Source organism: Cyanobacteriota bacterium (genome assembly GCA_027618255.1).
Lineage (GTDB): Bacteria > Cyanobacteriota > Vampirovibrionia > LMEP-6097 > LMEP-6097 > JABHOV01.
This window is the reverse complement of the sequence record JAQCFG010000026.1, coordinates 1-25,635: the sequence shown is the minus strand read 5'-3', so window position 1 is coordinate 25,635 and position 25,635 is coordinate 1. Positions and strand designations below refer to the sequence as shown.

The following is a 25,635-nucleotide window of genomic DNA, read 5'->3' as shown; positions in this document are numbered from 1 at the left end:
CCATGGAAGCCGCTCCTCTCTAAGGTTCTATAATACTCACTCGCTCTACCCCCAGAACCAGAGAAATCATCTAGTACCACTACTAATTTTTTGCCTTCTATATCTTTAATACCATCAAGATTAGAAGTTATTTGTCTTGATGGTATTCCATTGGCTAACGCGTAAGCCATTGTACTAACGCGACCACTGCGACCACCTGGTGCTGACTGCATTTGTCTTGCTTGTGGAATATAGTAGACTATATTTTCTGGCGCGATACCTAATTCTTTTGCTTTAGCTTCTATTCTCTGATTCATTTCCCTAGCTATAATTGCTCTTCTTCTAGCACTTAACACTTGTAACTGTTGGGCTAGTATTTCTCGTGCTGGTGCAGTTCGGTCGGTTTCTCTACTTGGGATTCTACTAAGAGCTCTTTGTATATCTTCAACACTTGGTTCGGTAGCTGCAAAGCGAGCTGCAAGTGTTTCCGGGTCATTATCCCGGTGATCTAGGTCTTGTCTTCTTAAAGTTGTTAAAACAGTTCTATCTCTAGCTTGCCCATCAAAGTTAAAACCTAATGCTTGTAGTTCATTTTTAATATCCTCTCGCAAGCTTCTTTGAATATCTTTGTCTGTAATAGGGGCAGAAAGGTCTGATGACTCTTGTACTTTAGTAACAAGCTCTCTTAATTTAGCTTCAGCACTATCTTGAGTGTATAAATTTACTCCAGAATCCCAGCCTTCTGGAATGATTAATCTAATACTTTGTTTTTGTAAGTTTTCTATGAATAAAGGATCAGCAGCAGCTCTATCACGCAAGGCTTGAAGAGTTGCTTGGTCAACAAGCAAGTAAGGAGTTGTTCCTTCTTGTTTCCTCGCTTTGATCATTGCGTCTAGTGCATTATCGGGATTATCAAAAGCTTTGATTTGCTCTGCTCCTTCTGTAAATCCTTTGCCTGCCATATATTCATAGAGATCAGTCATTGTTCCGTGTGATAAGGAATATAAGACACCGTCATCCTTAAGAAGAGACATGAGCTGTTTATGAGAGGCGACAAGACCTTCTGGGTTTGCAAATTGTGTCATATGAGAAAGTACTCTTTCTGCTAATTCTCTTTCTGCTCCTTCGTACTTACTTAGTATAGCTTCTATATTTTCAGTCTTGATAGCCATTTGTTGGTCAACAACCTGTTGTTGTAGATCTTTAGCATCTAGTTCAGTTTCTCTTCTTACTCGTCCCCTTTCTGCTTGAGAGATATCCGTAAATCTAGAAGCGAGTCCCTGAGCAAGGTCTGATCGCTTAGCTTCTACGAGTCTTTGTGCTAATGCTTCCCTGGCTTTGATGGGGTCTAGCCCTTGTTCTATTGCTCTAGAATTAAATTCTTGGACAAAATCAGCACTAGAAGGAATCGAGCCTAGTTGGTCTATAAATTTAGAGTATGAGGTGTCGCCAGCGTTTTCTTGTCTTGTTATTGATTGCAATCCTGTTAATATGCTAGCTTCACTAAGATCGTGTGGATTTGTCGACTGTATGAAACTTTGTGCTAAGTCAGCTTGATCGTTATCAATTAAGAATTGACTGATCTCATCCCTTGCTTGCCCAGGATCTAATCCCAATTCAGCAGCAGTTCTAGAAAACTCTTCTACAGCAGGACTTGATCCATTACTATCCATTAGTCGCTCCATCAATGCTTCGTATTTTGCTATAGAGCCTGTTGTGGAATCACTGGTGGCAAGATCGTAAGCCTCTAGAGCAAATTCATTTAGTGCGATCTCAGGAATCTCTGGTTCTGTCAAACTACTAGGAGCTGGTTCTGGCGCAATAGTCTCCTCGCTTCTTTTAATGGGTTCTTCAATGATTCTTTGATACTCTGAGCCAGGTGCTCTGTCAGTAAGTATTCTTTGAGTTTCTGTATTGAGTCCAAGCGTATCAATTGCTCCTTGCAGAGGACGGCTAATTTCACCAGTCTCATGTATTTCTGAAGAGATTCTTTCTAGAACATGTTGGGTGAATTTTTCTGCTGAGCCTGGCAGAGTGTTGTCTAGTTGTTGCGCAAAGCCATTGGCAATATCTAAAGCTAAACTATCAGCTTCTGGGTTTTCAGCGACTCTGTAAAGCCCATTAAGCAGAGCCGCCCTTGCTTCTTCTTTTTGAAGACCACTTGTTGCTCTTGCTTCTGCTAGTGCCCCTAATACTTCTTCAGGAGAATTTGTTAATATGGCTCTTTCAACAGCATCACTATAATCATGCTGAGCTTGAGTAAAATTGGAGCCTTGTTTGGCTAGTGCTCTGTCAAGGATATCAGGCTTGCTTGGTGCTGCATGAGCTAGTTTTGCTAGGCCACTATTAGCGCTAGTGCTACTTAAGCCTTCTTCTTCAGTTCTAGCTTTATTTTGTTTGTAATCTTGCTCATAATTTTTTAAATCAGCTTCTGTAATCATTGGATCAAAAGGATTTGATGATGGTCTCAGCTTGGTGTCATTTTGGATTGCATCAAGTACAGTTTGGATTTTAGCTGGGTCTTTAGTTGCTATTGCTTGCGCTAATTTACCCAATGTTGTTCCATAAACATCGTCTTCTAGCTTACTTAATTCCTCGCCTTGTATCTTTGCAACTGTTTTCTTAGCTTCAATCTCAGCACCAAGCTCTTCAAAAGCTCTTCTTGCAATATATTCTTCTTTGGACATTGTTTTAGGATCTGGTACTGTTGCTGCTGAATGTCTGTGCATTTCTTCTAGGTATATTTTTAAAGCAGCGGGGTCCCCCTTTTGGGCTGCATCTATAATGCCTTCACGGAATCGTATAATAGCTTCTCTGTGACCATCTGGATGAACAATGATTTCGGTCTCTGCTTGTACTCCCTCTGGCAAACTAGCCTTAGGATCAACTTTGATTGAGTGGTTTGAGGCTACGGCTCTTTGTTTTGCTCTTTCCATCGCTAGCCTTGGAGCAAGTTCAGGATGTGTTTTAGCAAAACCTGTTATTGCTTCTGGAAACCCTTCTACTAGATCTTGTTTTAGTACTTCAAGTTCTGCCTCGCTAAGTAAGTCTTGTTCTTCTGCCTCTGTGAGTAATTGTTCTGCAAGTTTTTGTTCTGTGCTTGCTGTTGTTTCTGCAATATCAGTAAGTTCAGTTTCTGTTGTTGGGTGAGAAGAGTCTACCGCTGGACTATCTTCAGCTGCTTTGTGGGCGGCATGATTATCGGCATCTATTCTTGCACCAATGGCCCCTGATACTCTACTCGGAACTAAACTAGCAAAGTTAGCAACCATAGCTTGTTCAAACTCTGGAGTTCCAGGGACATAACCCTGAGCAGAAGTTTCTGCAGCGGCAATAGCTATTTGAGTCATCTCTTCTCCTGTGGCTATTGCTGCTTTTGCAAGTGTTGCTTGCCCGCGGCTAAGACTTTGTTTAAGAGCACCACTTGCTGAAGATGAGAGCCCAGAGATATAACCAGAGGCAGCTCCAGAAACCAAGCTTGCTCCTGCTGCAATTGACATTGATTGGAAATCTAATTTCTGTTCTTGAAGTGCTTGGTCAATCTCAGCTTGAGTTTTACCTGATTTTTGCAACTCTGCAATTAATTCTTGTCTTTGAGCAGCTCTACTTGCAATATCATCAACAATCCCTGGTAAAGATCCTACTGCCCCACCACTTGATGAGCCGACAAAAGTTTGTAAGGCTTGACTTGCTCTACTTGACAAGAGCCTAGCTGCTACTCTGCCTCCAAGCCCAACACCAGCTAAGGAGCTGAGAGATCCAAGTGCGGCGGTTTTCGCGTTTGCCCCTATTTGACTTGCAGCATAGTCAAATGATTCTTTAACTGACTTCCCGCTAGCTAGCGATCCACTAAACTCACCTATAAAACCAGCTGCTACTGTTGATCCAGTACCTAAGGCAAAGGCCTTAGTTGCTGCAAGTCCCGTTAGAGGTACTTGACTTGCTCCAGCAGCACCCGCTGATAATAAACTGCCTCCTCCTATGAAGTTAGTTGCGATACCTCCTGTTGCAATTGCTGCTCCAGCCATTAATAAACCATTGCGTGCAGTTTCATAGCTTGCTTGCATTTTTTGCTGCACTTCTTGCCATTGAGCTGGGTCAGTTCTTGCTCTTGCTATAGCAGTATCTGTGTCTTGCAAGTTTTGGGCAAAAGTCTGTAAGTCTTCACTAAGTAGTTTTCTTGCTCCTCTGATATCTCCAGTAGCAAAGAGTTTTGCTGCTTCTTTTTTTGTCTTTGCCATGCTAGTTGTCATCGCTGATAATTTACGAGCATGCGCTCCTTCTGTTTCTGCAATAGCTTCTAACCTTGCACCAAGATGTCTATCGAAGTAATTTGTTACAGGTAATTCAACTATTGGAATTTTTGTAGCTTGCAGTGGCGCTGCTTCTGCCTCACTATCTTGAGCAGCAGTGGCGAGCCTTGAGCTGCGCCTTGTTGTTATCGCTTCAGCATCCTCTGCTATTTGCATTAATTGCTGATAGGCTTTTGTTTCTTGGGCTAGAGTTATTTTTGGTTCTGTGTTGATAAGCCTTTCTAGGTCGTCAGGCTTATTGAACTGAACTAAGCTTTGAAATTCGGTTCTACCGTTTTGTAGTTTTACTATATCAGCATATTTTTCTTGATCAACTAAATCAGTAATATGAGCTTGTAATTGCTGCAGTTGGTCTGTTTCCCGTTCAAGGTCTAGCATTCTTGTTTGGATTTCTCTTTCTTGCCTTAAAAACTCTTCTCGTGTTTCAGCGTTCAAGTTTGGATTAGTAAGCGCCGCTTCTCTTAAGAAATTAGCTTGCAAGCTTAGAGCAGCTATTTGTGTTTTTCCTCTCTCGGACAATATTGCTACTGCTTCACTGTAGGTTTGTGCCCTTCTTTCAGCTGGATGCATAGCAGCAAGTCTTTGCTCTCTTGCTAGTTTTTGTTCTGGACTCAGGTTCGCTACTACCATCGCTTCAGCCTGACTAGGGTCTAATGAACCATCAAAAGCTTCTGTGCGTGAATGAGTTCCACCAGAGAGTACAGCTTTGGCGCCATCATAATCTCCTCTAGCAATTAATAATTGAGCTTCTGCTTGTGCTTGGCTTCGTTTGATTAGTTCTTCTTGTTTTTCTCTACTTTCTTGTAGATTTTTTTCTTCTGCAGCTCTAGTTTGTTGAAGTACTAGTTCTTTATCTGGGATTGATGCTTTAAGAATTTTATATTCACTTGGACCGCCGTTTCTTGCTATTTGTCTAGCGTAGCGTTTATTCATTTCTGCTAGTTTTTGTTTACTTGAATCAAGATCATTTTGTTTAATGGCTGCTCTTTCTTGGTAACTAGCTAATCTGGAGCTAGTACCTGATAATTCATCTTGCCTTTTTTGAATTTCATCTGTGTTTTCGACTAATAGTACGGCAAGTTCTGCTTGTCCTTGTGCAGCAAGCTCAGCTGCTTGCCTATAGCTAGAGATGTCACTTGCTTGGCTTGCTTGAGGTTTAATAGTTTCTTGTTTTAAGAAGGCAAGAGCAGCAGGTCTATTGCCTTGATCTATTAAGTTCTGTGCTCTTCTTTGTATTTCTAGTAGTTGTGCTCTTTCAGTAAGGCTAGCTTCTAAGGATGTCTTTTGTTCTTTTTGGGATCTTTCTGTTCCACCTGCTTGTTTTACTGCAGCTCCAGCATTACCACTCTCTGCAAGTTTGCCGGCAAAAATTTCGTCACCATTATTTGCTTGAGCTATATTTTCAACTTGGGTTTCAAGTCTGTCTTTGAGTTGGCAATGGAGTCTAAATCAATCATCAATTTGCTAAGTTCTTGCTCAGGGTCAGGACTTGTTTGACCGCTTAATAAAGCAGCACGACTAGGACTAGCTGCTGGTCCAAAATTAGGCTCTTCAATAAGAGGATTTTTAAAAGCTTCTGGTTGGGCAGCTTCTTTTGCAGCAGCTTCTTCTTGAGCTTTGCGCGTTGCCTCAGCTGCAGCTTTCTCAGCTTCTATTTCTTCGGTCGATTTTGTTTCTCTAGTAGCACTTGAGCCTAGTGCTTCAACACCTGCGATAAGTCATCACCTCCTCCTCTGGTTTGATATTTATATAAAATCAAACTGGCCTTAAGGGGAAGTTAAGATAATTGGGTGTTTATGGCTAGTAAAACCCTAGGGCAAATGGTTTTTTGAGCTTAGTTTTTGACTTAAGTCAAAAATAATGAGCTAATCCCCTTAAAAGCAAAGTCTAATCATGTAAATAGGCATAATTCATTGATTATAATCAAGATTTTAGGTTGAAATAAGTCTCAAATTACTTGTTAATTGACTTGGACACTTAGTTTGTTAATACCTTGTGTCAATGTTTTTAAGTATATAACAAAATTCTTTTTACTTGGTTTCTCTGCCGAGTAAGCCTTATCTTCGTTTTCAAATAATTGGTTGAATTGTCGAATAAGGCTGTTGTCTAAATCCCTTGTTAGAAACTTAGCCATTTTATCAATTAGTCTGTTCATTTCAATAACAGGTTTGCCTATGCTACGCAAGAATTTGACAATTTGTAAAAAGCTTTTCCCTTCAAAAATATTCTTCATTTCATAAAACGGAACACCGTTCATGATATGGTCTTTGAATTTTTCGAGGAATTTATTTGCTTGTTGGTAAGCGTCTATCTTTAATGGTTGTTTTGCTATGGATTCCACGAGTTCTTTTTTCGTCCAATGGTAGCTATCTCTTATGTCAGCAAGGATACTATCTACAATGTCATATCCTTTGTTTTTTGGGAATTCAGCTTGTGCTGTTCTTTCTAGTTCCATAAGAGTCGTTGCAGCAGCTACTGATCTTTTAAAGTCACTAAATGACAGATTGTTTGGATAGTGTAGTTTACTAAATGTCGTTAGCTGGAAGAATTTCATGTCGTCAAAAGATTTTTGATGATCAGTTATTGATTCAATATTGTCTTGTTTAGATTTGATTGCCCCATCTAAAAAGTCCGTAATGACTCTAATAGGTGCAGAGAGGTATTTAGGGTATAAATCTTACCATAACAGACTAAATTACCAAGGTGCTTCGTAGCTAATTGGGAAGTTTTGAAAATAGGGTTGTAGGCGATCATTAAACAGCTACTTCACTATCCTCAAGACTCTCAACAAAACCAATCGCCATCGTCGCCGCAAGTGACCCGTCAGAAGCCGCTGTGACAGCTTGTTTGAGCGGGGTGTTGCGAATGTCGCCAGCTGCAAAAACACCTGGTAGATTAGTTTCCATTCTTTCGTTGGTGATGACTTTGCCAGCGCCATCTACTTTGAGTTTGCCTTCAAGGTATTGTGTGTTTGGATCAAGTCCGACGTAGATGAATACTCCTTCACAAGGGAAGTCACTAGTTTCACCAGTCTTGCTGTTTTTGAGACTGACAGAAGTTACCCCAAGCATATCGCCGTTGATTTTTTCTACAACGGTATCCCAGATCACATCTGTTTTGGGATTATTCAGAAAACGGTTTTGTAGAATTCTTTCTGCACGCAGTTCATCACGTCTATGAATGAGAGTTACTGATGATGCGTATTTGGTAAGGAAGTTACCTTCTTCTACTGCTGACGAGCCGCCGCCAATAACCGCAAGTTTGCGATCTTTAAAAAACGCTCCATCACAAACTGCACAATAACTTACGCCCTTGCCTGAGAGTTCTTCTTCTCCTGGCACTCCAAGCTTGCGATGCTCAGAGCCGCTTGCAATGATAACGGTCTTGGCTTTGTAAACATTGCCTTCTTTAGTAGTGATGATTTTAGGTTGAGACTTAAGATCTACCTCGGCTACTTCACAATTGGTAACGATGTCACAACCGAAGCGCTTAGTCTGCGCTTCCATCGCGTCTGAGATTTGCGGTCCGGTCATATGATCCATCCCTGGATAGTTTTCAATTTCTTCAGTTACTTGTAGTTGCCCGCCGACGATTCCTTTTTCAAGGATTAGTGTTTTGAGATTCCCGCGAGATGCGTAGAGTCCGGCACCAAGTCCGGCAGGTCCGGCTCCGATGATAAGACAGTCGTAGATTGTTTCAGGCATTGGGGATGATTGTAGCAGTTTAGAAGAGAATTCTATTTTGAAGGAGCTGCATTTATTTTACGTGTTTGATTTTCTGCTAGCTTTGGCAATAACTTATGTATATAAGCAGCAATTTCAGGAAGAGGTTTTCCGGTTTCAGGTTCTTGAAGACTTATTGTACAGTCTTGTGACCAAGAAGATCCAGGTTCTTTGATTTTAAAATGAGCTGTTCGTGCATTAATAGCAGTAAGCTCTATTTTAAAAGTTTTTTCTTGACTCCTGGTCTTTTTACTGATTGTTAGGCGAGTAGAGTCTGCTCTAATGTCATCTAGCTTTGGAGCATATACTAGTTCACCATGTTGAATTACCCTCTGTTGATTATAGTTAAGTTTAGATCCGACTACAAGTTTGGCTGCTTTTAGTTCTGTTGAATCTGTATTGTAACGATCACCACCATATTTAATAGCAGGCCCAGGGCCTTGACTGGGGGTCTTTGTACTAGGTTGTCTTACTTGTCTAACCATAAAGGCTATTATATTATCTTGTGGGACGGGATTGCAATGAATTTAGGGTCTTTTAATATTCAATTAATTGATAAAGATTCTCAATAAGAGATAAAAAGCGCTAAAATTAGGCTTACTAATGAGAATTATTCTCATTAAAACAAGTAATGCAGATTAACGCAGAAGCTAATGCAGTGAAACCCGAAGGGCCAGTCAAGAGCCCTGAGCTTGCTAGTGATGTCGATATAACAAAGGTCGGAACGGTGCAGAGCACTAGTTCCGTTAGTAAAGAGCAAGGGGACTTTGGCAGTAAGTCTAATAGAGATTTGGCAGAATCTTTAATTAAACAAATCAACAAAAGTAGAGAAGATTTTACCGAAAACGTTGCAGCCAAGTTTTCAGTTGCAGAAGTTGTGATGGGTATTGTTTTAACTGCAACTCGTCGCAGGCTTGATGATTTTGCCTACCTTGTTACTTCTTTATTAGAGTATGCAGAAAATGCATTCAATCTTGATTCGCAAGTTAACAAGTTGCCTAAACCAATCAAAGACGCTTTTAGTTTTGTGCTTAATTTAGTTGGCAGAAAAACACCTGATGGGCAAAAAATCTCAGCAGAGAAACTAATACTACACAAAGAAGCGATGATCGGTACTATGAATTTCTTTACTAATATTCCGGTGCTGTTTGCGTCGGTGTTTAGAGGCTTGAGGGCACTGTCTCAGTTTAAGGAAGTTGAGCGTTATGAGCCAAACAACTTTATGGCTAAGTTATTTCTCTATGGCGCGCCGCTACTCAACGCTGCCACCATGTCGGTTTCAGCAGCTGGTAAGATTTCACCAGCTCAAGCAATGAAAGCTATTCTCAACCGCTATAATGTGGATGATAAGTTAAAAGAGAAGACTTTGGATGATGCCAATGCTGGTTTGAATTCAGCTGTTGAAGACAAGTATTGTGGTTTGATGTCAGCTGGTCTGACTTTCACCCCAATCATTGGTAAATTGATTCCTCGTATTGATAGTTTTGTCGAGAATGTTTATGCGGCTTTTATTTCTGGCTTGAGTGTGGTCAATGGCTACAAAGGAATGATCAATGGTTTTCATGAAGAGTCATACACGCCAAGTGCTTTTGAAACAAGAATGGTCAAGCTGTTTGAACCAGCCAAGCAAATGATTTCTAGTCTCCTGGGTACTAAGATACCAAGTTTGAAACAGTTTAATGACTTGATTAAAGAGCCGAGTATGGCGAATATGAAGCAGTTGGCAGGGGCGTTAGATACTGTTGTTGTTTAAGGAATCGCTTTATGCTATGACAAAGAAGTCTTAAGAATTTTTTGTCATGTTTAGAGCTTCCTGCGAAGCCTTCTTCGCCATTTCAATAATACTTAAATTCGCTTTGTACTGTCTTACAGCATCCATCATCTTGAGCATTTCTTGAGCCCCATCTACGTTAGACATTTCTACATTGCCGTCAGCATCAGCAAGTGGATGTCCTGGCATAAAAACTTTGGGTCCTTCTCTTTTGTCGATTACTACTTTGGCAACCATTGCACCTGCTCCTCGATGTTGACCTTTGAGCATCTCGCTGATGCCACCACCGTCCATGCCTGAGAGCATTTCAGAAAAACTTTGACTATCACCTCTTGCAGATAGAACTGCTGATTTGGATTTATAACCTGGTGTAAGAATATTGGCAACGTTCTCAGAGGTGAGTTGCATAGTCTGACGCATTGCGTCCAAACCATTGTGTGCTGTTTTATAAATGTCAAATATACTCATTATCCTGCTCTCCCTGATTGTGTCGCTTCTTCCATGTGTTGGTAGATGTGACCATTAATTCTTGTTAGTAAAACATATTTGAGATGATTCTCGGCCATCTCTGCTAATTCTTTTTCGTAACTTGCTTTAACGCCTTCATCGGTGTGAACGGCATCGCCGATTGCTTTGTCCATTGACTTATGACCGTTGTTTACATCTTTGATTACAGCACCAAAATCTAGATCTTGTCTGATATAACCAGGTGTGTTTACGTTGGTTAGGTTATTGGCAAGAATATGCTGCCTTTCGCCAACTGCGCTGATTAATGTATTTAAAACTCTTTCTTCTCTACTTTGTAACATTTTTACTCCAATAGGGTTCCCTCGAACTCATGTCTTATATATAATCATTTAAAGTTAAGGTCACGTTAAAATACCAAAAAACCTTGTTTTCGTCATCCTGAGGAGCACTTGCGCGACATCAGGATGACGTGTATTTGCTATAATTGCTTTTAATGACCAACCAAAGCCCATGTGAGAGTTTACCAGCCGGTTCAGAAGACATTATAGAGTCTTTAAATCAGCAAATACTTAGTGCCAAAGAGGCTAGTTTATCGATGTCGCTTTTATCGAAGGCCGATAAAAATCTTGCCCTAGAGCTAATGGAAAGAGAATTGAGAGAATCTATTAATCAAATAATAGAAGCAAACCTCAAGGATCTTAATTGCCCTGATAACGCAGATTTAAGCCCGGCGCTCAAGGATAGGCTGATACTTGACTCTGAACGTATTATGGGGATGGCTGCTGGTATCCGCAAAATACTTAATATAGAAGAGCCAATTGGCAAAGTGCTTGATGGTTGGCTGCACCCCAATGGAATGAGAATTACCAAGCTAAGAGTGCCACTTGGAGTTATTGGAATTATTTATGAGGCTCGCCCGAATGTAACTATTGATGCTATCGCACTTGCAATCAAGTCTGGTAATTCAGTTGTATTGCGCGGTTCAAGACAGGCCTGGAATACTAATATTGCAATTATGGCTGTTGTTACTAGAGCATTGAAGCTGACTAAAGTAAACATCAAGGGTATCCAATATCTTAGTGACAAGAGCCGTGAGGGTTGCAAGGTTTTATTACGCGCACAAGGTTTAATTGATCTGGTAATTCCGCGTGGTGGAGAAACTCTTAACAAGTTTGTTACTGACAATTCTTTGATTCCGGTGCTTGGTGCCGGTGGTGGTGTTTGCCATACTTATCTCGATCAATTTGCCGACCCGCAAATAGCAATTGCTATTGCTGTCAATGCCAAGGTTTCAAGACCTAGTGTTTGTAATTCTTGTGAAACAATTTTGGTACATTCTAGTTTCGCTGATAGTTTTTTGCAAGATTTGGTTGATGAACTTGTCGACAATAAGGTGAAAGTGCATGGCGATCAAGCAGTCAAAGCCAAGTGCCCATTTGTGGAGCTTGCTACTGATGAAGATTGGGCTAAAGAATACCTTGATCTCGAGGTTTCAATTAAAGTAGTTGAGGATATTACTGAAGCAATAGAGCATATCAACTTTTATTCGACTGGACATTCAGAAGCGATTGTTACAGAGGATATTAACAACGCTGATTTATTCAAGCGCATGATTAATTCAGCTTGCGTCTATGTCAATGCTAGTACACGATTTACTGATGGTGATGAGTTTGGTTTTGGTGCAGAGATGGGAATTAGCACTCAGAAAATGCACGCACGTGGACCAATTGGTGTTAGAGAACTTTGTTCTTATAAGTACATCATTGAAGGTAACGGTCAAATTAGATAAATGAACAAGATTGGACTTCTTGGTGGATCTTTTGATCCAGTGCATAAGGCGCATATCGAAATAGCTCAAGATGCTATGACCAAGCTTGGTTTAGCTGAGGTTCATTTTATTATTACCAAAGAAGCGCCGCACAAAACAACTGTGCTTAGCCCAGAAAAAAGATATGAGTTATTGTGCATTGCCCTTCAAGATCAAGCAGGATTGATTCCTTCAAGAATAGAACTTGATAGAGCAGGAGTTTCATATAGTTATTTGACTGTTGAGGATTATAAGAAGCAGTATCCTGATACTGAATTATTTTGGATTTTGGGAGAAGATGCTTTTGCTGGATTAGAACAGTGGCAGAACTATGATTATCTAGTTAAGAACCTTGAATTTATGGTGTTTCCTCGGATTGCAATTTCTTCAAGTGAAATAAGAACCAAAATCTCTAATAAAGAAGCAGTTGATGCTTTATTACCAGAAGCTATTCAACAATTAGCTGCAGGGTATTATTCTAAAGCCTAGGCTTTCTGGTGTATTTTAGTCTGCGCTGTTAGCCATCAGCCGTGAACTTAGCAGCAATGGGTATAATTGGATTATGGCAGACGACGAAAAACAAGCAAAATCTAGTGGTGGCAATCCACCCAATATGATTCTCATTATACTTTTCATTTTTGTTGCTGCATTTGGCGGCACTTTTCTTGCGTTTCAATTAGCACCAAAAACAATCACAGTTAATCAAGTGATAGAAGCAGCTCGTGAACCTGGTGAACATGACCACTTGCCGATTCAACCATTGGGTGATTTCGTTGTCAATCTTGCTGATGTTAGCGGTAGTCGCTTTCTTAAAATTTCAATTACTGCAAAGCTTTACTCAGAGGACTTTGAAGGCTACGGCGAACTTGAAGGTGAAGAGAAACATGCGTACCACTTACGTATCGAAGAAGATCTTCATGGAGTTATGCCAGCAATCAAAGATGTTGTGATCACTACTTTGTCTCGCAAGAGCTCAGAAGAAGTAATTGGTTACGAAAGTAAACTAGCTCTTAAAGTAGAACTTAAAGATCACCTGAATGAAGTCATGCATGGTGAGTTTAAGATCTATGATATTTATTTTACAGACTTTATTGTGCAATAGATTTGCTAACGATCTAGGTGATTGAGTTTGGTTCATTTTAGTGTCCAACGACTCTTCGCTTATTAAAAAAACTTAATTGAAAATATGTTTTCAGATAATCTCATCATAACTTAATACTGTTAATTCTCTTTTAGATTCATAGATTCAAAAAAAAGGGGAATTAAAATGAAACGTAATAAAAATAAATATGTGATATTCGGACTGGCTATTGTGATAGCGAGTTTTTCAGTGTTGGGGGTTAGTGCAGAAAATGGTATCACACTGGGAGGTGGTGCGCAGGCAACTGCACCAGGTTCTATTGCGCTTGGTGCTCAGGCTCTAGCTTCAGGGTTTTTCTCATCTGCAATGGGACGTGGTTCAAAAGCTTTAACATGGTCTTCAGTAGCCATTGGGAATCAATCGGTAGCGAATGGCCTTGCAGCTTTTGCTTTTGGTAGAGATGTAATTGCTGAAGCAGATGGTTCAATGGTTCTTGGTTCAGGTTATTCCGATCGAGACAGAAGCACATCACGACAATTCTACAGAGCTGATTTTATTAATAATAAACAGTATAGTTTAGCTGTTGGTTTTAAAAGTGACAAAGCTACTTTATTTGTTGGACCAAGTAATGGTAAGGGTACTACAGGTAAAGTTGGTATCGGTACTGATGAGCCAACAGCTAAATTAGATGTCGCAGGAGCTATTAAGTCAAACTTTTTAGATACTAATGGCATCACTGCAAATTATATTCGTGCTACTGAACATATAGTATCAAAGGGTGATATGGCTGCTCAAACCATTCGTTCAATTGTGCTTTCAGCTATTGATGCGGAGTTTGGGACTGTGCGTCTAACTAAAACTTTGTCAGCACCTAGTATGCAGGGTGAAACGCTTAATGTTAGTTCTGCTGATATAAATAACGTAACGGCATTTAGTGTTGATGTTGATCATGAAATCAACACTCGGCATATTAATGCTAAGACAGCAGATGTTGGATTTTTCACAGGTCGCGGGCTGATGGTTGATGTAGTATCTGTTCAAAAGCAATTGAGAGCGAAAGATATTGAGGCAGATCAAGCTGCTATCTCTGCACTCGGAGCAAAAGAAGCCAAAATTGAAAACTTAATAGCTCACAAAGTTAAGATTGATGATCAATTAAGCTCCAAAGAAGCTTCTACTGAGCATTTGTTTGTTGGTAGTGTTGATCCAATTTTTTTGGATGCTAAATCAACAGCTCTAGTTGCTTTTGAAACAACAGTAGAAGGTGATGTTGAAGAAACCGACGATATCGTTTACTTGAAAAAAGAGATCAAAAAATACGAAGACCTAAAGATATCCAAAAATGCCAGAGACTATGGTAAAAAAGCTAACGGCTTAAAACGCACACTAGAACAACTTATTGCTAAACAAGGCGGTGCTAAGAAAGCTGCTCGAGTTGGTGTTGGTACGAGTAAACCACAACAAACACTTCATATCGCTGGTGCAATGAGATTAGAGCCACTTAAGCAAGCGCCTAAAGAAGCTAGTATGGGTGACATGTATGTTGATCAATCAGGTGCACTTTGTGTATACCTTAACAAGAGTTGGAATTACATTACAGGTGAAGGTAAATGTAATGAATAATTAGCTAACTAATTATTCATCTTAAAAACAGCCCTTAATAGGGCTGTTTTTTTGTTTGGCTGGATGATTGAGGTCAAGACACCTAGACCATTTGATCGAGATTTTTATTTATAACCAAGGGAATGATAACGATAAGGACTCTTCGGTCCTGTCACTACTTATGTACAATACTGGATCCAATACGCCAAATAAACGTCAAAGGGAAGATGCTGCTCTGCCTTTGATCGTTCGTGAAAAAGCAAAGAAAATCAAGGGTTACAATTTTAAGAACCCGGATAAATTCAGTAAAGATCATCTGAAGATTCTTGCTAATATCCATGAACATTTTTGTAGACAAGTTACTTTGTCAATGAACTCAACTTTGAGAATGCCAATAGAGTTTTCTGTAGCTAACGTGCAGCAGCTTACCTATGGTGACTTTATTGATTCAATGCCTGAGGATTTGCTAACAGGCGTGCTTAGTATGTATCCTTTGGTTACGCAGTTTTGTTTTGGAATAGAACGACATCTTATTGGTGCCATGATGGATCGACTACTTGGTGGTATGGGAGTCTCAACTATTAGTAATGATGAGCTTACAGATGTTGAGATTGGAATTATTAAAGATACTATTCGTCGCATTTTGCAATTCTTGCCAGAAGGCTGGCAGGCAATGGTTCCTGCAACTGATGAAGTAGAACTAGTTGCTCTTGAAAATAGTCCTCAGGCTGCACAAATTGCTTCTCATTCTGATATTGTTGCACTTGTAACTATCAATGTAGAAATTGGTCAGGATCTTGGTTTGATGAGTCTGTGCTTGCCTTATGCAGCACTAGAAGACATCATCATGACTTTAAGTCGTCAATCAAGCTATCGCCATGACAAGTTTGCAGTTGAAAACTCTAAGGAGTTTTTGATTGGTAAATTATCCGCTAGTCCCTTACCACTCAAGATTGTTCTTGGTAGAGGTGAACTGGATCTTCACGATGTGATGGGTCTTGAAGTTGGTGATGTAATTAAATTAAACACAGGACTCTCTGAAAAGTCAGAGATCTGGATCGGTGACGAGCTCAAGTTTATGGGTAGACCTGGTCAGATTAATAACAACTTCTCTGTGGCCTTGGCTGAAGAATACCGCCCAGACTAGAAATTGGTCCATAAATCTCCAATCATTGCGTTACTTTAGTCTAAATCTAACTAGCTGCCTTCGCGCGCTCGTGTGCCAAAAAATCCATTTGACCTCTCAAGCTGTTTCCCACAGTTTCAATTAGATGCTCTGATTCGTTTCTTCTAGTAGCTTTGAAACTAGCACAACCAGCTTTGTTTTCTAAGATCCAGTCGCGAGCAAATTTGCCTTGTTGAATATCAGTAAGAACATCTTTCATTCTTGCTTTAACGCCAGCGTCAATGACTCTAGGTCCTGAAACATAGTCACCGTACTCAGCGGTGTTAGAAATACTATCTCTCATTTTTGCAAGACCGCCTTCGTAAATCAGGTCAACGATTAGTTTCACTTCATGAAGACATTCAAAGTAAGCCATCTCTTCTGAGTAACCAGCTTCCGTAAGTGTTTCAAAACCAGCTTTGATAAGTTGCGAAAGTCCACCACAAAGAACGGCTTGCTCACCAAATAAATCAGTCTCAGTTTCTTCACGGAAATTAGTTTCAAAAACTCCAGCGCGAGTTCCGCCAACCGCTTTGGCATAACTAAGAGCTAAGTCTTTTGCTTTGCCACTTATGTTTTGGTGAACTGCAATTAAAGCAGGAACACCAAAGCCTTGCTGGAAAACAATACGTACTCTATGACCAGGTCCTTTAGGAGCGATCATTATTACGTCCACATTTGTCGGTGCCACGATTTGGTTAAAGTGAATAGAGAATCCATGAGCTACAGCTAGTGTTTTGCCTGCTGTTAGGTGAGGCTTGATCTCAGCGTTGTAAACATCAGCGTGTTTTTCGTCTGGTAATAAAATCATTATCAAATCAGCTTCCTGAGCAGCTTGTGCAACGCTAGTTACTTTGAGCCCATCTGCTTCAGCCTTGGCTTTTGATGGTGATCCTTCGTATAGACCTATGCGTACATCGACTCCGCTATCCTTAAGATTGAGCGCATGGGCATGCCCTTGCGAGCCGTAGCCAATAACAGCTACTTTCTTGCCTTGAATTAAGCCAAGATCTGCGTCTATTTCATAATATACTTTAGTCATGGAAGCTAATTATAGCAAGGCATTCGGGATAAACTTGATGTTTTCATCTTCAGAGCCTAAATTAAACTTATTTCTTAATAAGTAAATGCCGACACCGCTTGGCAAAGTTCCATAATTATTCTTGTAAAGATCTGCAATAAAGGCATAGGCCTCTTCGTCTGTTTGTATCTCTTCTATAGTCAGAATATCCTCTTCTTCGATAGATTCAATAAAATTATTAACTATAGATTCTGACAAATACATTGTAATACATATTATGCCCAGGATCACCAGAAATTATCTAGAATAGTGATTTCGGTTGATTTTGGCTTGAATAGAGATCTTTTTTAGCGCAACATCATATTAATCGCCTGAGAAATAGGCGGCATATAAGTATATTTGCCTCTCAATGTCCAGATTACTGCATAAAGAGCAATGAAAGGGATTAGCATTGAATAGATATTTATAAGCCAGTTATTAAATGATTGCAGCATGGTTACGCTGTTTGCAAAAATCACCATCATACTAAGTAAGGTGCAAGTGAAGTTGATTAAGGCTGTTAGTAGTTGAGGTAAAAAAGCCATTAGCATATTAAAAAGAATGGCTTGATAACAATGATACTTGATGAAATCACGCATATGCTTTTTTTGGACATTGACTATGACAAGCCAAATAATTGGTACCCAACTAATCAAAGGAATAAAGTGCGCTGTATAAAACGAAGCGCATATTAGTTTGTCTCTCATTTTTGGTTGATTGCCGTAAGACATAGTTTATTTATTATAGCGCGTCACACTTCGTGCTTGCAATGACGGCGTCATAATCTAGATCATTGTATTCTACTGTTTCACGCAAGTTTTTGAGTTTGAATTTGCCGCTATTGCGCTCGTCTTCCATATAAAACAAAGCCCAGTCATAAGAGCGCTTGATGGCTCTTTCTAGTTGTTTGTTGAATTTACTTGAGTTGTAATCATAATCAATAGTGATGGAGTTATCGGTATCTTGTCGCAACTTCGTAGCCAGAATTTGTGCGTCCATCGCTGAATCTGAAATAATATAAAGACCACCAGTTTCTGCTTTGTTTTCAATTAAAGATGCCAGTCTCTCTAGTCCAAGTGCCCAGCCCACTGCTGGACTTTCCTGCCCGCCAAGCTCTTTGACTAGCTTGTCGTAGCGACCACCAGCAAGCACGGTGTTTTGACCAGCTAATTCTTTACTGCTAGTTTTAATTTCAAAAACTGCGTGAGAATAATAATCCAAGCCTCTAACAAGTTTGGGATCAATGACATATTTGATTTCTAGTTTATCCAAACCTTGAAGCATCGCTGTCCAAATCTCTTTAGACTCGTCATCCAAGTAGTCTTGAATACTCGGAGCATTTTTGTAAAGCTCTTGATCAGCTTCTTGCTTGCAATCAAGCGCCCGTAAAGGGTTTTGCTGATAGCGTCTTTGACAATCCTCACACACATCATTTTGCAAGTCAGCTAGAAAATCTTTGAGCGCTTTGGTGTAGATTTCTCTAGATGCTTGATTACCTAGTGAGTTGATATACAAAGTCAAATCGTTTAAACCAAGATTGCTCAGTAGTTGCATGCCAACTTGGATGATTTCCAAATCTATATAAGGCGGCTTGGAGCCGATTGCTTCAATACCGATTTGATGAAACTGTCTATAGCGCCCGGTTTGCGGTCTTTCATAACGAAACATTGGACCTCGATACCAAAGTTTTTGTGGCTTGGGCGCTCTTTCTAAACTATGTTCGTTATAGGCTCTGACGATAGCGGCGGTCGCTTCAGGTCTTAGAGTCAGTGATCTATCACTTTTGTCTGTGAAGCTATACATCTCTTTATTGACAATATCGCTATCCTCTCCAACAGCCCTAGAGAAGAGTTCTGTTGATTCAAAGATAGGAGTACGAATTTCATTAAAACCGGCGGCAGCAAAGACCCTGATAGCCTCTGCTTCTATTTTTTGCCACAGTTTTGAATCCTCGGCGAGTATATCTTGGGTACCACGTGGCGCTTTGAGCTTTGACATTTATTCTTGTGGGATTGAAGTATAAGCAAGTAGAGTGAAGTTAACGTTGAGACTCGTTTCTTTGGCAGCTGCTAGAGGGTCATTGTTACGCTTCTTGCTAAATCTTTTATCCTCTCCTCTACCAGAAGCTGCGACACCTTTGGCAATAATCAAATCAGAAATTTCTACAGCGCGATAGTAAGTGATGGTGTCTCTAAAAAATCTACTGTAATCTTCGAAACGACCTGATGAATCAATATTGATAACGGTCTTGAGTACCTTGGCATGCATCTCTTCAAGGTTCATGGCACCGGCACGGCGATTACGTTTTTTGTCGCGAGCGGTAATGTCCCTACCGGTCATTGTTACTGGTACGGCATCCTTTGGCAGAAAGCTGATAATTTCGATATTGTTTTTCTTGGCTAGAGTTTCAATATCTCTAATCAAAAAACCACGTTTTTCAGTTTCAGGTATTTGAGCTTTGACGGTGCTAATCTCTAGTTTGAGTGCGTTAACAGCCTCTTCTATTGCTATGATTTTCTCATCATCAACTTGAGGATTACGTAGTTCTTTCTGGAAATTGCTTATTTTAGTTTTGAGCTCTTTGTGAGCAACTTGGCTTGGTTTAAGCAAGAAGAAATAAGTGCAAATCACAACGATTACACTAAAGACGGCAATAATATTCTTTTCTCGTTCTTGAAGTTCCACCAGATAGCATTATATAACGAATCTGATATTTAGGACGCACTGAAAAGGGCAAAGATCTCAACCTTTCTCTGACACGTGCTCGGCACCTTTTTTTATGACCCGACTAGACAAACTTCGTTTTTAGTGGGCCTTTAACCTAGTCTTAATAATGATTGCTTATTATTGGATCGAGGGCAATTATGAGTCTACAAGGTTCCAAGATCCCAATAGAAGCAAGAATCGATCAATTAATGAATCGAATAGATACAGTTGGGCCTGCAGCTATTGAGACTTCTACTCAAGCTACTAATCCACAAACTCAAGATTTTAGAGCACTGATCGCGATGATGGAGTCGTCTATGTACGATGAATCTTTTGGAGGCGATAAATCCAAATCGGATAATTCGATGAGCATGATGTCGCAAAATCCGCTGATGACAAAATATATGCAAGGTTTTAATCAACCAACTATGAATTTTCAAGCGAGCCAAAATGAGACAATGGTCTTTCCTCTTAAAGGAAGAATTTCTAGTGACTATGGTGAGCGTAGTCATCCAATTTCTGGTCATTCGCATTTTCATAATGGAATTGATATTGCCGCTCAGCAAGGCGCTGCAATTCGCATGCCATACTCTGGAAGAGTTGCTTATGTCGGCAAGGTTGCTGGCTTCGGTGATAACACAGTAATCGTGGCTCACGACAATCAAGTACAAGCCGATGGTAAGATTCTGTATTCTGTTTTTGGACATAACGACAATGTTTTTGTTCAAGCAGGCGAGCATGTTAGCCAGGGCGAGATTTTTGCAACAGTAGGTAACGAAGGTAATTCAACCGGTCCTCACTTGCACTGGGAAACGAGAGTCGCTCCTCAGGGAATTGCAGCTCTTGATGTTTTTAAAGATCAGTTGTCTATGACTGTTAATCCAATGAATTTAGCTTAGTAGCCATTCGATTAAAACAACAAAAGATTTTTGTTTGATTTGATCCTTTTATATCAGGGCAATATGCCCTAATTTGCTTTGCGATATCAAAAAATCTAACGACAAGCTTTGTATAGAACAGGAGAGTTGGGAAATGTTTGCTTTAACTAGTTATGCTAGCTTTGCGCGTATATTACCGCGACTGTTCAAATCAAGGCAGGCGATGACAACAGCGCTAGTCAAAAAATCGCCTTGCGTAAAATCAAAAGGGTTTAGTTTTGCTGGTATTTGCTCCAGTTTTATTGCTACTCTCAGAACGATAGCTAAACCCCTTTTGTTTTTCCCTCCAATAGCTGCTTTACTGGCTTGGCACAAGTCACGTGGCGGTGACGAGATTCAAGAATTGGATTCAAGATTATCAGAGAAACAAAGTCCGCAAGAACTAAGCAAGCAACATCAAGCTCTAGAGAAAGAAGGTTTGTATCAGTTTTATCCAGCCAAGGGTGAAGGCAAAAAGCCATTAGTGATTGTTAGTCTTGGAACCATGCAGGATTTTGATGATCCAGATGCTGGTTTAATGCAAGTCGTTGAGCATATTAGCAAGAATCATGATGCGCATTTATTGGTGCTCAAGGCTCCTCATGCTTATGATTCTATGAAACATCTCGTTGGTTTAAAAACTGATGCTCGTTCAACAACTAGTGTGCGTAGTCATAGTAATGCAGAGTTGATCAAAGATGTTGTTGAGGGCAAGGGAGCTTTTGCAGATGTCAAGGTAGATTCTGTTTGTCCAATTTCTTATAGTTGGGGTGCTGGCATGATCTGCAAGATGCGCACACAAGGTTTATTTGAGAACTTACGTATTCCAATTAAAAGCACAGTAACAATTGATGCAATTCAATCAGGTCTTGAAAACCTGGGAGAAGGGCTTGATCATATTTGTGCCGGTGATGAACCTAATATGCATTTTTATCAGTCAGAGCCTAGCTTTGGCTTGAATGGTAAGCATGTCAAAGATGCTTGTGTAAAAAATGATCAGGTTTATTGTGTAGAGAATTCAACTCATGACAAATTGGATAATGATCCTTGGGTTATTAGCAAGGTTTGTCAGTTTATGGATGAGGTCATCACCGGCAAACAAGCTAATAAAGCTTGCGCCCGATGAGATATTTGCGATTTGATTTCATCGCTTAATTCTGCCACTGTTTGATTTGGATACTCATCTGGAATTACTATTGGATCATAACCAAAACCATTTTTGCCGCGAGGAGCGTGTGTGATAGTGCCTGTCCAGTATTGCTCAGTTTCAAAAACAAGTTTGCCTTGAGAATTTAATAAAGTGATATGGCAAACGAAACGACATTTGCGATTGGGATTATCGCCAAGTTCTGTCAGTAAGCCAGTAAGACCATTGTTTCTCAGGTAGCGGGCGGAATAAATTCCTGGTCTGCCATCAAGTGCTTCAATTTCAATGCCAGAATCATCGGACATGACGAAGGGATTAGGGAGAAGGGAAGAGGGTGTGGGGTTTTCGGAAAGTATTTTGACAGCTGCTTGCGCTTTGATCATGGCATTTTCTTGAAAGCTAGAACCTGTTTCTTCTGGATCGAAGACAATATCTGGGCAGCATTCTTTGATGGTAGTGAATTTGATATCCAAGGGGGCTTGGCTAGTAAGTATAATAGAATTGAATTCTTTGACTTTGCCTTGATTTGAGCTTGCGATTATGATTACCATGATTAACTACAAAATATCATAGCGCGAACTCTCAATTCATAGATCTTCGGTGGCAGTTTGAGCTAGAATTATAGACCTTATGTTTCGCACCATTAGACGAGAAATAGAGAACGTAAAGCAAAAAGATCCTGCTTGCCAGAATTGTTTTGGTATCTTGCTTTATTACCCTGGTTTTCAAGCGGTGCTGGCGCATCGTTTCTTGCATTGGTTATGGAATCTTGATCTAGGAGTTTTAAAACCAGTCTCTGGTTTTTTTGCAAGATGGTTTCAATATATGATCAAAATCATTACAGGAATCGAGATTCATCCCGGGGCGCAGATTGGAGACAATTTTTTTATTGATCATGGTTCAGGAGTTGTAATTGGTGAGACCACGATTATTGGTAATCATGTCACTCTTTATCAAGGAGTTACGCTTGGTGGTGTTTCAACCAAAAAAGAAAAACGCCATCCGACGCTTGGCAACAATATTATTATCGGAGCTGGAGCTAAGGTCTTGGGCAATATTGAAATTGGTGATTATGTACAGGTTGGTGCCAACGCTGTGGTACTCAAAGATGTACCTTCCAATAGCACTGTTGTTGGTATCCCTGGACGTATTATTAAAATGGACGGCGATCTTAAACAGGCTATCGACAACCTTGAGCATAACAATAGCCCAGATTATATCGGGATTACTTTAGAGAAAATGCAGGCGCGGATTGAGGAGTTGGAAGCCCGATTAACCAAGAATTAGCAAAGCTATTTTGCACAAGTGATGCAACGACGTGTGAGACTGTTGAAATTTCGTTGAGTTGCCCATTTTGATCTTCCACATAAATTGCTTTACTAAAATCATTCACTTCGTTTGGATTATAGAAGCTATAAGGGTTTGAGGCGATAGTGATATTGTCAAGGTAGTAATCAGGATCAAGATTGAGTTTTCTTAGCTCGGCGGATTTGGTTTTAATTAACTCATCCATTTCTTCTTTATCTTTAACTTTGATTGATTTAAATAGTTTGCGTTCGAGGAATCGTTTAGAAAGGTCTTTGAGTATGATGTCTTTTTCTTTGGCCCAGTGTTTGATGTGATGAATGATTGTAGTGTCATCGATTTCAAGAAATTCTTGGACAGTCATTTGCTCTGGCGTTAGCAACCATTTATACAGAGATTCTTCAATATAGGCGATGCGTTTATGTTTGCTAAGAATCATTGCTCGTTTTAATAATTTATTGAAAAACGAATCAGAAGCCAGGCATTTTTTGTGTTGATAGACTTGCATGTACATTGAGTATCTAGCATAGAGGTAATCCTCAACAGCCAGCATGCCCTTTTCGCCACCAACTACAAGGCAGTCCTGCTTTAGGTTTGCTTTAATACTGCCGATGACTCTATTGAGATCAAAATGTCCGTAGGCTGTGCCGCTATAAAAACTATCTCTAAGCAAGTAGTCAAATCTATCAGAGTCAAGTTGGCTACTTACAATATTGCAGATGAATTTAGTTGGATAGCTTTTGTTTAAGACAGAAACTATTTTACTAGCTAGTCCCTCTTGATACTGTTCTAGTTTTTGCTGAACTTGAGTACTTGGATCTTGAATTATTAGAGCGGTCCATTTTTCATGTTTGACATTACTGACCTTCTCGCAACTGTGGCTGAAAGGCCCATGCCCAATGTCGTGCAAGAGAGCTGCACAAAGCACGAGCGTATAATATTCTTTTTGAATATCTGGATCAAGATTGAGATCTTGTGAGATTTTATTAAACATCATCCGTGCTACGTGCATCGCTCCAAGCGAATGCCCAAACCGACTTGCTTCTGCGCCATGAAAAGTAAACCAACCTGTGCCAAGTTGTCTAATCCAACGTAGTCTTTGGAATTCTCGAGTGTCGATTAAATCAATAATGAGCTGCTCGACAGCCGATGAACTATCAAGGCTAATTTCTTGGTGTATTGGATCTCGATAGGTGCGGCTCATATCTTAATGGTAACTCAAAGATATCAAGATCATTAATATCTTCTAAGAAAATCTTTGTTCTATCATAACCGTCAGTTAACAAAGTTTTGTTACATAGTATTTATACTTTAGGAAGGACCTGTCCAGATTCTACTTAAAGTGCTTGTGTAGGACTAGTATTTCCAAGACCGCTACGATTTTAAAGTATAAGTCGGTCTTGGTCTAGTCTTTTTTTGCTTGGATACGTGACCAAGCGAATTTTTTGATAGATTAGCAGGATTTAATAAATCTCTTGGCGTTTTGTGTAATTTTTCTTTATATTTTTGTTATAATCCTTATATCACGTATCATTATTAGCGTTTCAGGGTAGGAGTTGTTTCTACTCGAGTGTTTCAGGGAACAATAGTTTAAGGTCAGGTTAATGGCCATTGAACAAAAGGTCGAATATTTTGAAATTAGTTGTCAAAAATATATCAATAGATACTTTGTAGCAATAGATAGGAGAACCTGAATGTCATCAATACACGGAATGTTTCTTAAACTAGCAGGCTTAGATCGACAAGCTCAGGCTGGAAGAGGTAAGAATGCTGCTACCAATAGCCCTTTAGCAATTCATCATCAAGCATCTACTGGTAGATCAACAGATCCAGTTAGTAGAAATGGAGATTTAGGACGTACTCTTGCTCATGCTCATGCACATCACATTAACCCTAAGGGAAATAAATTAACAGCTACAGGCCCAGGATCTGATTTGACTAATATCAGTCGCGCTTTAAAACAAAGTACTCGTCTTTCCTAAAATTTTACAACAGGACTCATAGTTTACTCCAAGCCCCTTTTTAGGGGCTTTCGTTTGTCAATTCTTAACTTCTATTTGCTTTATATAGGAGGAGAAGAGAATTTTTATGGTAATAAATAGAGTTGGTACAGGTGGAATTGATAATGGCGATGCTGCCAAAGGGCCTGGTAAGGCTCAAGAGCCTGCTGTATCAGCATTTAACTTAGAGGCACAAGTTATTCCTTCTGATATTGCTGCTGGTCAAGCTGGTCAAGCAAGAGTTTCAAACAATGACAGTAATGAAGTTGATGTAGAAGGAGTTGGTCGCATTCAGCTTAATGATCAACTGAAAGAAGCTTTCGAGAAAAATATAATACGGGCACTTAGGAATCAAGAGCAGGTTATGATAAATACGGTTGAAGTATTTGGAGGCTCTAATCCTACATTACGAGGTGCTGTAACATCTGCTTTACTATCAATCTAATCCTCTTTATAATATTTTTTATTAACTAATTCATCAGGTAAATACTGCTGTTCAACATGCTTGCCTGGATAATCATGAGGGTATTTGTATTGAGTTACAGGATTGACTTTGACATTTGACTTTTTGCGAAAGCCCATCTCACTTTCA

25 protein-coding genes are annotated in these 25,635 nt (G+C 39.9%); 11 read left to right on the top strand and 14 right to left on the bottom strand.

The annotated features are described in order from the left end of the window. The 4 genes from O3C63_05090 to O3C63_05075 form a co-directional block, all read right to left on the bottom strand. The coding region (locus O3C63_05090; GenBank protein ID MDA0772299.1) for a hypothetical protein at positions 1 to 5,225 on the bottom strand (5,225 nt) is incomplete at its 3' end. Positions 5,226 to 6,252: 1,027 nt separating this feature from the next. Continuing rightward, positions 6,253 to 6,747, bottom strand: a complete 495-nt coding sequence (locus tag O3C63_05085; protein ID MDA0772298.1) for a hypothetical protein — start codon at positions 6,745 to 6,747, stop codon at positions 6,253 to 6,255. 298 nt (positions 6,748 to 7,045) lie between these two features. Then, positions 7,046 to 7,996 (bottom strand): thioredoxin-disulfide reductase, encoded by a 951-nt coding sequence (gene trxB, locus O3C63_05080; protein MDA0772297.1) that lies wholly within the window; start codon positions 7,994 to 7,996, stop codon positions 7,046 to 7,048. A gap of 32 nt (positions 7,997 to 8,028) precedes the next feature. Then, a complete protein-coding gene (locus tag O3C63_05075; GenBank protein ID MDA0772296.1) occupies positions 8,029 to 8,499 on the bottom strand; it encodes a hypothetical protein in 471 nt (156 codons plus the stop codon). A 146-nt stretch (positions 8,500 to 8,645) separates the two neighbouring features. Here O3C63_05075 and O3C63_05070 point away from each other — a divergent pair, with 146 nt between their 5' ends. Beyond that, a complete protein-coding gene (locus O3C63_05070) occupies positions 8,646 to 9,767 on the top strand; it encodes a hypothetical protein (protein MDA0772295.1) in 1,122 nt (373 codons plus the stop codon). A gap of 30 nt (positions 9,768 to 9,797) precedes the next feature. On the opposite strand, the gene O3C63_05065 is transcribed toward O3C63_05070, so the two are convergent. Further along, positions 9,798 to 10,253: a hypothetical protein gene (locus O3C63_05065; GenBank protein MDA0772294.1), complete on the bottom strand. Its 456-nt coding sequence runs from the start codon at positions 10,251 to 10,253 to the stop codon at positions 9,798 to 9,800. Beyond that, positions 10,253 to 10,594, bottom strand: coding sequence for a hypothetical protein (locus O3C63_05060; GenBank protein MDA0772293.1), 342 nt, complete (start codon positions 10,592 to 10,594; stop codon positions 10,253 to 10,255). The genes O3C63_05065 and O3C63_05060 overlap by 1 nt, the downstream gene beginning before the upstream one ends. Before the next feature lie 152 nt (positions 10,595 to 10,746). On the opposite strand from O3C63_05060, the gene O3C63_05055 reads away from it, so the two are divergent. From O3C63_05055 to O3C63_05035, 5 genes are all read left to right on the top strand, one after another. Then, complete coding sequence (locus O3C63_05055) at positions 10,747 to 12,042, top strand: glutamate-5-semialdehyde dehydrogenase (GenBank protein MDA0772292.1); 1,296 nt, start codon at positions 10,747 to 10,749, stop codon at positions 12,040 to 12,042. Continuing rightward, positions 12,043 to 12,549 carry a nicotinate-nucleotide adenylyltransferase gene (locus O3C63_05050; GenBank protein ID MDA0772291.1) on the top strand — a complete coding sequence of 169 codons (507 nt, stop codon included), beginning with the start codon at positions 12,043 to 12,045 and terminating at the stop codon, positions 12,547 to 12,549. It begins immediately after the preceding gene. A 73-nt stretch (positions 12,550 to 12,622) separates the two neighbouring features. Then, complete coding sequence (locus O3C63_05045) at positions 12,623 to 13,162, top strand: flagellar basal body-associated FliL family protein (GenBank protein ID MDA0772290.1); 540 nt, start codon at positions 12,623 to 12,625, stop codon at positions 13,160 to 13,162. A 165-nt stretch (positions 13,163 to 13,327) separates the two neighbouring features. After that, positions 13,328 to 14,764 carry a hypothetical protein gene (locus O3C63_05040; GenBank protein MDA0772289.1) on the top strand — a complete coding sequence of 479 codons (1,437 nt, stop codon included), beginning with the start codon at positions 13,328 to 13,330 and terminating at the stop codon, positions 14,762 to 14,764. A gap of 160 nt (positions 14,765 to 14,924) precedes the next feature. Beyond that, positions 14,925 to 15,890 carry a FliM/FliN family flagellar motor switch protein gene (locus tag O3C63_05035; GenBank protein ID MDA0772288.1) on the top strand — a complete coding sequence of 322 codons (966 nt, stop codon included), beginning with the start codon at positions 14,925 to 14,927 and terminating at the stop codon, positions 15,888 to 15,890. 46 nt (positions 15,891 to 15,936) lie between these two features. Here O3C63_05035 and ilvC read toward each other — a convergent pair whose 3' ends face one another. The 5 genes from ilvC to O3C63_05010 form a co-directional block, all read right to left on the bottom strand. Then, the gene (gene ilvC / locus O3C63_05030; GenBank protein ID MDA0772287.1) at positions 15,937 to 16,950 is read right to left on the bottom strand and encodes a ketol-acid reductoisomerase; all 1,014 of its coding nucleotides are present in this window, start codon (positions 16,948 to 16,950) and stop codon (positions 15,937 to 15,939) included. Positions 16,951 to 16,959: 9 nt separating this feature from the next. Next, complete coding sequence (locus O3C63_05025; GenBank protein MDA0772286.1) at positions 16,960 to 17,193, bottom strand: hypothetical protein; 234 nt, start codon at positions 17,191 to 17,193, stop codon at positions 16,960 to 16,962. A gap of 83 nt (positions 17,194 to 17,276) precedes the next feature. Then, positions 17,277 to 17,699, bottom strand: a complete 423-nt coding sequence (locus O3C63_05020) for a hypothetical protein (protein MDA0772285.1) — start codon at positions 17,697 to 17,699, stop codon at positions 17,277 to 17,279. Positions 17,700 to 17,709: 10 nt separating this feature from the next. Continuing rightward, positions 17,710 to 18,966: a histidine--tRNA ligase gene (gene hisS, locus O3C63_05015; protein MDA0772284.1), complete on the bottom strand. Its 1,257-nt coding sequence runs from the start codon at positions 18,964 to 18,966 to the stop codon at positions 17,710 to 17,712. Beyond that, positions 18,967 to 19,653, bottom strand: coding sequence for a hypothetical protein (locus tag O3C63_05010; protein ID MDA0772283.1), 687 nt, complete (start codon positions 19,651 to 19,653; stop codon positions 18,967 to 18,969). Positions 19,654 to 19,832: 179 nt separating this feature from the next. Between O3C63_05010 and O3C63_05005 the strand changes: the two genes are divergently transcribed. Both O3C63_05005 and O3C63_05000 read left to right on the top strand, forming a co-directional pair. Beyond that, a complete protein-coding gene (locus tag O3C63_05005) occupies positions 19,833 to 20,573 on the top strand; it encodes a M23 family metallopeptidase (GenBank protein ID MDA0772282.1) in 741 nt (246 codons plus the stop codon). A 133-nt stretch (positions 20,574 to 20,706) separates the two neighbouring features. Beyond that, on the top strand, positions 20,707 to 21,717 hold the full coding sequence (locus O3C63_05000; protein MDA0772281.1) for a hypothetical protein: 1,011 nt from the start codon (positions 20,707 to 20,709) through the stop codon (positions 21,715 to 21,717). On the opposite strand, the gene rdgB is transcribed toward O3C63_05000, so the two are convergent. Then, entirely contained in the window at positions 21,660 to 22,289 is a 630-nt protein-coding gene (rdgB, locus tag O3C63_04995) for an RdgB/HAM1 family non-canonical purine NTP pyrophosphatase (protein MDA0772280.1), read from the bottom strand. The two genes, O3C63_05000 and rdgB, sit on opposite strands and share 58 nt — an antisense overlap. Before the next feature lie 79 nt (positions 22,290 to 22,368). Here rdgB and cysE point away from each other — a divergent pair, with 79 nt between their 5' ends. Further along, on the top strand, positions 22,369 to 23,025 hold the full coding sequence (cysE, locus tag O3C63_04990) for a serine O-acetyltransferase (GenBank protein MDA0772279.1): 657 nt from the start codon (positions 22,369 to 22,371) through the stop codon (positions 23,023 to 23,025). On the opposite strand, the gene O3C63_04985 is transcribed toward cysE, so the two are convergent. Further along, the gene (locus O3C63_04985) at positions 22,964 to 24,247 is read right to left on the bottom strand and encodes an HD domain-containing protein (GenBank protein ID MDA0772278.1); all 1,284 of its coding nucleotides are present in this window, start codon (positions 24,245 to 24,247) and stop codon (positions 22,964 to 22,966) included. The two genes, cysE and O3C63_04985, sit on opposite strands and share 62 nt — an antisense overlap. A gap of 490 nt (positions 24,248 to 24,737) precedes the next feature. Here O3C63_04985 and O3C63_04980 point away from each other — a divergent pair, with 490 nt between their 5' ends. Together O3C63_04980 and O3C63_04975 are read left to right on the top strand one after the other, a co-directional pair. Next, the gene (locus tag O3C63_04980) at positions 24,738 to 25,025 is read left to right on the top strand and encodes a hypothetical protein (protein ID MDA0772277.1); all 288 of its coding nucleotides are present in this window, start codon (positions 24,738 to 24,740) and stop codon (positions 25,023 to 25,025) included. A gap of 106 nt (positions 25,026 to 25,131) precedes the next feature. Beyond that, positions 25,132 to 25,488: a hypothetical protein gene (locus O3C63_04975; protein MDA0772276.1), complete on the top strand. Its 357-nt coding sequence runs from the start codon at positions 25,132 to 25,134 to the stop codon at positions 25,486 to 25,488. Here O3C63_04975 and O3C63_04970 read toward each other — a convergent pair. Next, positions 25,485 to 25,625, bottom strand: coding sequence for a hypothetical protein (locus O3C63_04970; protein ID MDA0772275.1), 141 nt, complete (start codon positions 25,623 to 25,625; stop codon positions 25,485 to 25,487). The two genes, O3C63_04975 and O3C63_04970, sit on opposite strands and share 4 nt — an antisense overlap. Between the last annotated feature and the right edge of the window lie 10 nt (positions 25,626 to 25,635).

Coding starts and splice junctions, on each gene's coding strand:
- O3C63_05085 (MDA0772298.1), bottom strand. CDS start 6,747: ATGGAACTAGAAAGAACAGCACAAGCTGAATTCCCAAAAAACAAAGGA.
- trxB (MDA0772297.1), bottom strand. CDS start 7,996: ATGCCTGAAACAATCTACGACTGTCTTATCATCGGAGCCGGACCTGCC.
- O3C63_05075 (MDA0772296.1), bottom strand. CDS start 8,499: ATGGTTAGACAAGTAAGACAACCTAGTACAAAGACCCCCAGTCAAGGC.
- O3C63_05070 (MDA0772295.1), top strand. CDS start 8,646: ATGCAGATTAACGCAGAAGCTAATGCAGTGAAACCCGAAGGGCCAGTC.
- O3C63_05065 (MDA0772294.1), bottom strand. CDS start 10,253: ATGAGTATATTTGACATTTATAAAACAGCACACAATGGTTTGGACGCA.
- O3C63_05060 (MDA0772293.1), bottom strand. CDS start 10,594: ATGTTACAAAGTAGAGAAGAAAGAGTTTTAAATACATTAATCAGCGCA.
- O3C63_05055 (MDA0772292.1), top strand. CDS start 10,747: ATGACCAACCAAAGCCCATGTGAGAGTTTACCAGCCGGTTCAGAAGAC.
- O3C63_05050 (MDA0772291.1), top strand. CDS start 12,043: ATGAACAAGATTGGACTTCTTGGTGGATCTTTTGATCCAGTGCATAAG.
- O3C63_05045 (MDA0772290.1), top strand. CDS start 12,623: ATGGCAGACGACGAAAAACAAGCAAAATCTAGTGGTGGCAATCCACCC.
- O3C63_05040 (MDA0772289.1), top strand. CDS start 13,328: ATGAAACGTAATAAAAATAAATATGTGATATTCGGACTGGCTATTGTG.
- O3C63_05035 (MDA0772288.1), top strand. CDS start 14,925: ATGTACAATACTGGATCCAATACGCCAAATAAACGTCAAAGGGAAGAT.
- ilvC (MDA0772287.1), bottom strand. CDS start 16,950: ATGACTAAAGTATATTATGAAATAGACGCAGATCTTGGCTTAATTCAA.
- O3C63_05025 (MDA0772286.1), bottom strand. CDS start 17,193: ATGTATTTGTCAGAATCTATAGTTAATAATTTTATTGAATCTATCGAA.
- O3C63_05020 (MDA0772285.1), bottom strand. CDS start 17,699: ATGTCTTACGGCAATCAACCAAAAATGAGAGACAAACTAATATGCGCT.
- hisS (MDA0772284.1), bottom strand. CDS start 18,966: ATGTCAAAGCTCAAAGCGCCACGTGGTACCCAAGATATACTCGCCGAG.
- O3C63_05005 (MDA0772282.1), top strand. CDS start 19,833: ATGAGTCTACAAGGTTCCAAGATCCCAATAGAAGCAAGAATCGATCAA.
- O3C63_05000 (MDA0772281.1), top strand. CDS start 20,707: ATGTTTGCTTTAACTAGTTATGCTAGCTTTGCGCGTATATTACCGCGA.
- rdgB (MDA0772280.1), bottom strand. CDS start 22,289: ATGGTAATCATAATCGCAAGCTCAAATCAAGGCAAAGTCAAAGAATTC.
- cysE (MDA0772279.1), top strand. CDS start 22,369: ATGTTTCGCACCATTAGACGAGAAATAGAGAACGTAAAGCAAAAAGAT.
- O3C63_04985 (MDA0772278.1), bottom strand. CDS start 24,247: ATGAGCCGCACCTATCGAGATCCAATACACCAAGAAATTAGCCTTGAT.
- O3C63_04980 (MDA0772277.1), top strand. CDS start 24,738: ATGTCATCAATACACGGAATGTTTCTTAAACTAGCAGGCTTAGATCGA.
- O3C63_04975 (MDA0772276.1), top strand. CDS start 25,132: ATGGTAATAAATAGAGTTGGTACAGGTGGAATTGATAATGGCGATGCT.
- O3C63_04970 (MDA0772275.1), bottom strand. CDS start 25,625: ATGGGCTTTCGCAAAAAGTCAAATGTCAAAGTCAATCCTGTAACTCAA.